The 8,683-nt window shown below is 42.9% G+C and carries 6 protein-coding genes; all 6 read left to right on the top strand.

Annotation, left to right across the window (positions count from 1 at the left end; all coding sequences use genetic code 11):
• Positions 1-380: 380 nt before the first annotated feature.
• The 6 genes from VF500_RS04800 to VF500_RS04775 all read left to right on the top strand — a co-directional run bounded on the left by VF500_RS04800 (position 381) and on the right by VF500_RS04775 (position 8,605).
• Positions 381-1,361: a deoxyhypusine synthase family protein gene (locus VF500_RS04800; RefSeq protein WP_330858589.1), complete on the top strand. Its 981-nt coding sequence runs from the start codon at positions 381-383 to the stop codon at positions 1,359-1,361.
• Positions 1,362-1,613: 252 nt separating this feature from the next.
• Positions 1,614-2,897, top strand: a complete 1,284-nt coding sequence (locus VF500_RS04795; RefSeq protein ID WP_330858588.1) for a cytochrome c3 family protein — start codon at positions 1,614-1,616, stop codon at positions 2,895-2,897.
• A gap of 36 nt (positions 2,898-2,933) precedes the next feature.
• The gene (locus VF500_RS04790) at positions 2,934-5,996 is read left to right on the top strand and encodes a TAT-variant-translocated molybdopterin oxidoreductase (RefSeq protein WP_330858587.1); all 3,063 of its coding nucleotides are present in this window, start codon (positions 2,934-2,936) and stop codon (positions 5,994-5,996) included.
• A gap of 26 nt (positions 5,997-6,022) precedes the next feature.
• Positions 6,023-7,495 carry an NrfD/PsrC family molybdoenzyme membrane anchor subunit gene (nrfD, locus tag VF500_RS04785; RefSeq protein WP_188834475.1) on the top strand — a complete coding sequence of 491 codons (1,473 nt, stop codon included), beginning with the start codon at positions 6,023-6,025 and terminating at the stop codon, positions 7,493-7,495.
• A 5-nt stretch (positions 7,496-7,500) separates the two neighbouring features.
• Complete coding sequence (locus VF500_RS04780) at positions 7,501-8,037, top strand: DUF3341 domain-containing protein (protein ID WP_330858586.1); 537 nt, start codon at positions 7,501-7,503, stop codon at positions 8,035-8,037.
• The gene (locus VF500_RS04775; RefSeq protein WP_330858585.1) at positions 8,021-8,605 is read left to right on the top strand and encodes a cytochrome c; all 585 of its coding nucleotides are present in this window, start codon (positions 8,021-8,023) and stop codon (positions 8,603-8,605) included. Before VF500_RS04780 ends, VF500_RS04775 begins: the two co-directional genes overlap by 17 nt.
• Positions 8,606-8,683 lie beyond the last annotated feature (78 nt).

Genomic DNA, 8,683 nt, shown 5'->3' with positions numbered 1-8,683 from the left:
GCCGCCAACTTCAAGCCCGGTTTCGGGGGCCGAACTTAAAACGGGTAAAATCACAAAGCTGCTTTTGCGGGTGGTATCTTTATCAAAATACATCCGCTTTACAACGCGGGATATTTGTGAAAAGGCACTGGTTGAAAGCGTGCAGACCAGCATTAAGGTAACAAGTTTCTTCATAGATATTTGTAGTGGCTAATATAACCCATTTTGCTTTATAAGGTTCTGTGGACAATATTTTAAAATTATGATGACAATACCAGGAGGGGTAGGGGATATGTAACGTTAATTTTCAGGATGAAATGGTTATAAAAAGATAAAGTTCCATTTAAAATCCAATTTAACTAAAATGTCTACTTTTGCGGCTGAAATTTTATTGAAATATTATGAGCACTACAAGAGGACCTATTTCGCAGTTTATTGAAAGAAATTATCTGCACTTTAACGCCGCGGCATTAATGGATGCAGCAAAAGGCTATGAGACACACCTTGAAGAAGGCGGTAAAATGATGGTAACTTTAGCCGGTGCCATGAGTACAGCCGAGCTGGGTATTTCACTGGCCGAGATGATCCGCCAGGATAAAATTGCTATTATATCATGTACAGGCGCCAACCTTGAAGAGGATATCATGAACCTTGTGGCGCACTCGCACTACAAAAGGGTACCTAACTACCGCGACCTGAGCCCGCAGGAAGAATGGGATTTGTTAGAGAACCACTACAACCGTGTTACCGATACCTGTATCCCGGAAGAAGAAGCATTCCGTCGTTTGCAAAAACATATCCACAAGATCTGGAATGATGCTGATGACAGCGGCGAGCGTTATTTCCCGCATGAGTACATGTACAAAATATTATTGAGCGGCGAGTTGGAGCAATACTATGAAATTGATCCTAAAAACTCATGGATGCTGGCTGCTGCCGAAAAAAACCTGCCTATCGTAGTACCGGGATGGGAAGATTCAACCATGGGCAACATCTTTGCCTCGTACGTAATTAAAGGCGAACTGAAAGCATCAACCATGAAAAGCGGTATCGAATACATGGCATGGCTGGCAGGATGGTATACTGAAAACTCATCGGGCAAAGGCATTGGCTTTTTCCAAATAGGTGGTGGTATAGCCGGCGACTTCCCGATATGCGTTGTGCCGATGCTTTACCAAGACATGGAGATGCATGATGTGCCTTTCTGGAGCTACTTCTGCCAGATCTCTGATTCAACTACTTCATACGGTTCGTACTCGGGCGCTGTTCCTAACGAAAAAATAACCTGGGGCAAGCTTGACATCCACACGCCTAAGTTTATAGTAGAGAGTGACGCAACCATTGTTGCACCGCTTATTTTTGCCTGGTTATTAAAACAATAGATAAAATTTTATAATTAAAGTTGGATTGTAATTATTCTGAAAAAATGCCAAATGACATTAATATGCATTTAGCAGCGTTTAAATGAGGTTTTTTAACTATTTAGAACGATTATAAATTATAGGTTGGTGTCATTAATGTGTCACCGATAGTGTATAAAATTATACTTTTGTGCCTGTAATTATCCGATGAAACATACATCTTACAACAGTTTCAATCATTAATATAAAAATTATTTAGCATAAATACACTGTATGAGAAGTTTCTCATTGATTCTTAAACAATTCTCAAGGTCGGTTTTACTGATTGCCGGGTTTGCTTTTTGGAGTTTATCTACTGCGTTCGCGCAAACTGACGCTGCTAAAGGCGAGGCCATTTTCAAATCAAAATGTACTACCTGTCACAAAATCGAAAGCCGCTTAATTGGTCCGGCATTAGGCCCGCAACTTACTGAAGAAACTGACGATAAATATCTTATCCAGTGGATCCAGAATAACCAGGCGCTGATTGCTGCTAAAAACCCTAAGGCACTCAAAATTTATAATGAGTATAACCAATCGGGCATGACCGTATTCGCTGACCTTAGCGATGCAGATGTAGGTAATATCTTAACCTATGTTCGTACTACCTGGAAAGCTGAAAAAGATCAGCCACCTGGCGGCGGCGAAAAAGGCAAAGAGACCAAAGTTGAAAGCGGCCCAAGTGAGGTGGTTGTTTTCGGTTTGATCGGTATCATCGTTATCGCCTTCATCGTTATCCTGGTATTGAACAGGGTAGTAGGCTCTTTAGAGCGTATCCTGCTTAAAAACAAAGACCTTGTTATTGAAGATGAGGTTGCTGTAGTTGACGGCGCGGTTGCAGTTGACGCTAAAAAGGAATTTATCAGGAAGATCCTTAAAAACAAAAAACTGGTATTCTTTATATTGGTTGCAGGTACAGTTTCCATGTGTAGCTGGGGTTGGGTTTCTTTATGGAACACTAACGTACACCAGGGTTACCAGCCGGTACAGCCAATTAAATACTCGCATGAGTTACACGCCGGTATCATGAAAATTGATTGCCAGTACTGTCACTCAGGTGCATACAAGTCAAAAAATGCTTCTATTCCTTCATTAAACGTATGTATGAACTGCCACAAGGTTGTTAAAACCGAGTCGGAAGAGATACATAAGATCTATGACGCTTTGGGTTACGATCCAAAAACACAGAAGTATGACAGCACCCAGGCTAAACCAATCCAATGGGTACGTATCCACAACCTTCCTGACTTGGCTTACTTTAACCACTCTCAACACGTAAAAGTTGGCGGTATTAAATGTCAGCAATGTCACGGTCCGGTACAGGAAATGAAAGAGGTTTACCAGTACTCTCCGCTTACTATGAAATGGTGTATCCAGTGCCACAAACGTACCGAAGTTAACGGTAAAGGCAATGCTTACTATGACAGCATCCTGGCTGCACACGATAAGATCAAGAAAGGTGAGAAAGTTACAGCCGCCGTGTTAGGTGGTATCGAGTGCGGTAAGTGTCACTATTAATAAAAAGAATTTAGCATTACAGTTTATATAGCTTAAATGGACAGCAATAAAAAATACTGGAAAGGTTTAGAAGAACTAAACAGAACACCAGAATTTGTTGAGAAAAATAAAAACGAATTTGCAGAGCCAATTCCTATCGAGGAAGTGCTTAGCGGATCTGGTTTATCAGCTAAAACTCCTCGCCGCGACTTTTTAAAGGCGCTTGGCTTTGGTGTTGGTGCGGTTACATTGGCGGCTTGTCAGAAAGTGCCGGTGCATAAATCAATTCCATACCTGATCAAACCTGAAGAGGTTACCCCGGGTGTGGCTAACTACTACTCTTCAACCTACGAAGGCCAGGCTATTTTGGTTAAAACCCGCGAAGGCCGCCCTATCAAAGTTGAAGGTAACCCTAACGACGTGTTTTCAAAAGGCGGTTTAAGTGCACAAGCCCAGGCTTCGGTACTTGACCTGTATGATGATAACCGTTTAAAAGATCCTAAATTAAAAGGCAGCGAAGCAGGCTGGGCCGAGGTTGATGCTTTTGTTATTAAAGAGCTTGCGGCTGTTGCAGCAGCAGGTAAAGGTATCCGTTTGGTTACTTCAACTGTTTATAGCCCTTCAACTTTAGCAGTTATTGCCGAGTTCATTGCTAAATACCCTACTGCAAAACATATCAATTATGATGCGGTTTCATACACCGGTATCATCCAGGCTAATCAAAACAGTTTTGGTAAAGCAGTATTGCCTCACTACAACTTTGATAAAGCCGATGTAATTGTAAGTTTCGGTGCTGATTTCTTAGGTACCTGGATCTCGGGCGAAGAATTTACCCGTCAGTACGTGTCAAACCGTAACAGCAAATCGCTGGCAAACAAAAAAATGTCGCGCCACATTCAGTTTGAAACTGGTATGAGTATGACCGGTACTAACGCCGATGCCCGTATCACTACCAAACCATCTGAAATTGGTGTTGCATTAATAAACCTTTACAACGCGATATCTGGTACTACTTTACCTGGTTCAAAAGCAACCGGCAGTAAAAAAGTTGATACTGCTATCCAGTTAGCTGCTAAAGAATTAGTAGCTGCTAAAGGTAAAGCGCTGGTTGTTTCAGGATCAAACGATGTTGCTACCCAGGTATTAGTAAACGCCATCAACTCCTTATTGGGTAGCTACGGTACTACTATCGACTTAGATAACCCTTCTAAACAATACGCAGGTAATGATGCTGCATTTGTTGAGTTTGTAAGTGAAGTAAAACGCGGTGATGTTGGCGCAGTATTATTCCTGAATGCTAACCCTGCTTATGATTACTATAAAAATGATGAGTTTAAAGCAGCGTTGAAAAACGTTCGTTTAAATGTATCATTTGCTGATCATGACGACGAGACAGCTTTATTAGCTACCGTTAATGCACCAAATCACCACTACCTGGAGTCATGGGGCGATGCTAACGCTGTTGAAGGCTACTACACTGTAGTTCAGCCTACCATTAACCCGGTTTATAACACCCGCCAGGCCGAGCATAGCTTACTGGTTTGGATGGAAAACCCAATAAAAGATTACTACACTTACGTACGCAAAACCTGGGATGCAGGTTTGTTGGCAAAAGGTGGCTTATCTGGCCAAAAAGGCTGGGAAACCCTGTTGCAAACAGGTATGGTAATAGCTGCTCCTGCAACAGCAGGCGCATACAGCTTTAGCCTTGACCTTGCCGGTGTAACACAAAAAATATTAACCCAGAGCAAGGCTGTTGCCGCCGATGGTGACAAATTTGAACTACAACTTTATGTTAGCCAGGCTATAGGTGATGGTAAACGTGGTAACAACCCATGGTTACAGGAACTTCCTGATCCGGTTTCAAAAGTTACCTGGGATAACTTTGCTGCCATGTCAATTTCTGATATGAAGAAATTGAAAATTGAAGAAGGTGATGTGATCAAGATTGACGCTAATGGTTACTCAGTTGAGTTACCGGTATTGGCTCAGCCAGGTCAAACCCAGGGCACTTTATCAGTAGCTGTAGGTTACGGCCGTACAAATGCTGGTCCGGTTGGTAACAACGTTGGTAAAAATGCTTTCCCATTCTTCAGCTTAAGCAATGGTACTTTCCAAACAGCTGCTGTAGCATCATTCAAATCGGCTGGTTACAAATCGCCGCTTGCACAAACACAAACTCACCACTCATACGAGGGTAGGAGCGTGATCCGCGAGGCTACTTTTGTTGAATACAAAAAGAACCCGGCAGCAGGCAGCGGTAACGAGCATGGTCGTAAGGATTATAACGGCGAATCACTTTGGGATAACCATGACCGCCCTGTTTATGACTGGGTTATGGCTATCGACCTTAACGCTTGTACCGGTTGCGGTGCATGTGTGGTTGCATGTTCTGCAGAAAATAATATCCCGGTTGTAGGTAAAGATGAGGTTTCACGTCGTCGTGAAATGCACTGGATCCGTATCGACCGCTACTATAGCTACAATGACCACGGTAATAGCGAAGAAGCAGTTACCAAAGAAAAGGAAATTGATAAGCTTGAGAACTTTGACAATGTATCGGTTGTTCACCAGCCAATGCTTTGCCAGCACTGTGACCACGCGCCTTGCGAAACTGTGTGCCCGGTATTAGCTACCGTTCACTCGTCTGAAGGTTTAAACCACATGGCTTACAACCGTTGCGTAGGTACCCGTTATTGCGCAAACAACTGTCCGTTCAAAGTACGCCGCTTTAACTGGTTCAACTATTGGAACGACGCTCGTTTTGACAACTATCTGCAAGGTGAGCATACACAATTAGTACTTAACCCAGACGTGGTTACACGTTTCCGTGGTGTTATGGAAAAATGCTCAATGTGTATCCAACGTATCCAGGCTGGTAAACTGAAAGCTAAAATTGAAAAACGTCCGCTTAAAGACGGCGAGGTCAAAATGGCTTGTCAACAAACATGTTCAGCTAACGCTATCGTGTTCGGTAATAGGAATGATCCTAACTCTGAAGTTTCAAAAGCACTTGCAAGTGAAAGAACTTACTACGTGCTTGAAGAACTTAACGTACAACCAGGTATTGGTTACCAGACAAAAGTTAGGAATTTGATAGAAACTGAAGCTCAGGCATAAATTTTTATATACAGAGATTAAGATATATGGCATCTCATAGTGAATCAATAATAAGGGAACCGTTAATTACGGGTAAAGACATCACGTATGCAAAAATTACGAATGATGTATTACGCCCTGTAGAAAATATGCCGGGTAAAGCCTGGTGGATCGGTTTTAGTGTGGCCTCACTTGGCGCCTCACTTTGGGTTTTCGCGATCAGCTGGACTTTTTGGTTTGGTTTAGGTGAGTGGGGCCTTAACAAAACAGTAGGATGGGCATGGGACATTACCGGTTTCGTATGGTGGGTAGGTATCGGTCACGCCGGTACGCTGATCTCGGCGGTATTGTTACTGTTCCGTCAAAACTGGCGTAACTCAATCAACCGTTCGGCCGAGGCGATGACGATCTTCGCGGTAATCTGTGCGGCCACTTATATCGCCGCTCACATGGGCCGCCCGTGGATGGCAGTTTATTCGTTACCATTACCTAACCAATACGGTTCGTTATGGGTAAACTGGAACTCACCGCTTATCTGGGACGTGTTTGCGATCTCAACTTACTTCTCGGTTTCATTGGTATTCTGGTATACAGGTTTATTGCCAGATATCGCTACCATCCGTGACCGTGCTCAAGGCTTACGCCGCCGTATCTATTCGGTATTATCATTCGGTTGGACAGGTTCAGTAAAAACCTGGCAGCGTTTTGAAACCGTATCGTTGATCCTGGCAGGTGTTTCAACCCCACTGGTACTTTCGGTACACACCATCGTATCAATGGACTTTGCAACTTCTCTGGAACCGGGATGGCACACCACCATCTTCCCTCCATACTTCGTTGCCGGTGCGATCTTCTCAGGTTTCGCCATGGTACAAACCCTGTTGCTTATTGCACGTAAGGTTTTAGGGCTGGAAAACTATATCACCATGTTCCACATCGAATCGATGAACAAGATCATCATGTTAACCGGTTCGATAGTAGGTGTGGCTTACTTAACAGAGTTGTTCATCGCTTTCTACTCACAAAACGAGTATGAGCAATATGCTTTCGCAAACCGTATCGCCGGTCCGTACTGGTGGGCTTACTGGAGCATGATGACCTGTAACGTAATTACCCCTCAGCTGTTCTGGTTCAAAAAGATCCGTACCAATATTCCATTGTCATGGGTATTGTCAATCGTGGTTAACATCGGTATGTGGTTTGAGCGTTTCGTAATTATCGTTACCTCACTACACCGCGACTTTATACCTTCAAGCTGGGCTATGTTCTATCCAACCTGGGTTGACGTGAGCGTGTTCATCGGTTCAATTGGTGTATTCTTTACTATGTTCCTGTTGTTTATCAGGGTATTGCCTTCAGTGGCTATGGCCGAGGTTAAATTGCTGCTGAAAAGCTCAAGCGAGCAGGCTAAGAAGAAACTTATGGACGAAGGCCATGTTGTACCTGCCGAAGCAGAGTTTTATATCGCTTCGCTGGAGAAATTTGATAGTGTTGAACAGTCTGAATACTTAAAAGCATAATACTAATGAGTAGCACTAAATATATATTAGGCGTTTTTGATGATCCCGATGATATGATGCATGGGATCGATAAGCTGCAAAAGAACAGCGTACCTATTTATGACGTTTATACGCCTATGCCTATCCACGGTATCGAGGCTAAACTGAACATTAAGGATTCGCGCCTTGGTTATGCAGCATTTATGTTTGGCTGTTTAGGCGGCACTATTATGTTCAGCATGGTTTACTATATGCTAGTTCACGACTGGCCTATCAATATCGGTGGCAAAAACTTTTTTGCTATCCCCGATTTTATCCCGGTTACATTTGAGTGGACGGTATTGTGGACCTCGTTTGGCATGACATTTACTTTCTTCTTTGCAAGTCACCTTTTCCCGGGCCGTGCGCCAAGGGTAATGGACCTGCGTGCAACTGATGATAAGTTTATAATTGCTATCAATGCTAAAGGGAATATTCCACACGACGATATAACTAATTTACTAAAAGAAGCGGGCGCTACAGAAGTTAAGCATAACGACAGAAAATATGTTAGCTATGAATAAAATTAAAATATTAGGAACAATAGTTACTATTATCGCTGCTTCGATAGTTTTTACATCGTGCAAAGATAAAAGGAGCACCGGTTGGGAGTATGCACCTAATATGTACGAGCATTTGGCATACGATCCGGATCAGAAAAATAACAATTTTAAAGATGGTAAAACCGCTCAGTTGCCGCCTGCGGGAACTATACCGGTTGGCTTTACCAAATTTGATTATCCAAATACCAAAGAAGGTTATGAATTAGCCAGCGTTGAGGTAAAAACAGTATTGGCTCAAACCCAAGCTAACTACGCCGACGGTAAGATCTTATTTGAGCATTTTTGCTCTCCTTGCCATGGTGTTAACGGTCAGGGTGATGGATTGGTGGTTCAGCACGGTTATCCGGCTCCCCCATCATATTCAAAAGGCCAGTCATCACGCGGTGGTAACATGAAAGACCTTACAGACGGTAAAATTTATCATACCATTACTTACGGTGTAAATGCTATGGGTTCATACGCTTCTCAGCTTGCTCCCGAAGAACGCTGGAAAGTGATCATGTATGTTCACCATTTACAAACCTTATAAGAAAAAGATATTAATGAAGACTCATAATAATTTTGACGGGCAATACGAATTTGTCGGCAAAGCCAAAACATGGAGCTT

Origin of the sequence: Mucilaginibacter sp., assembly GCF_036383575.1 — a bacterium.
GTDB lineage: Bacteria > Bacteroidota > Bacteroidia > Sphingobacteriales > Sphingobacteriaceae > Mucilaginibacter.
Note: the sequence above shows the minus strand (reverse complement) of the source record. Positions and strands in the feature narration are given on the sequence as shown.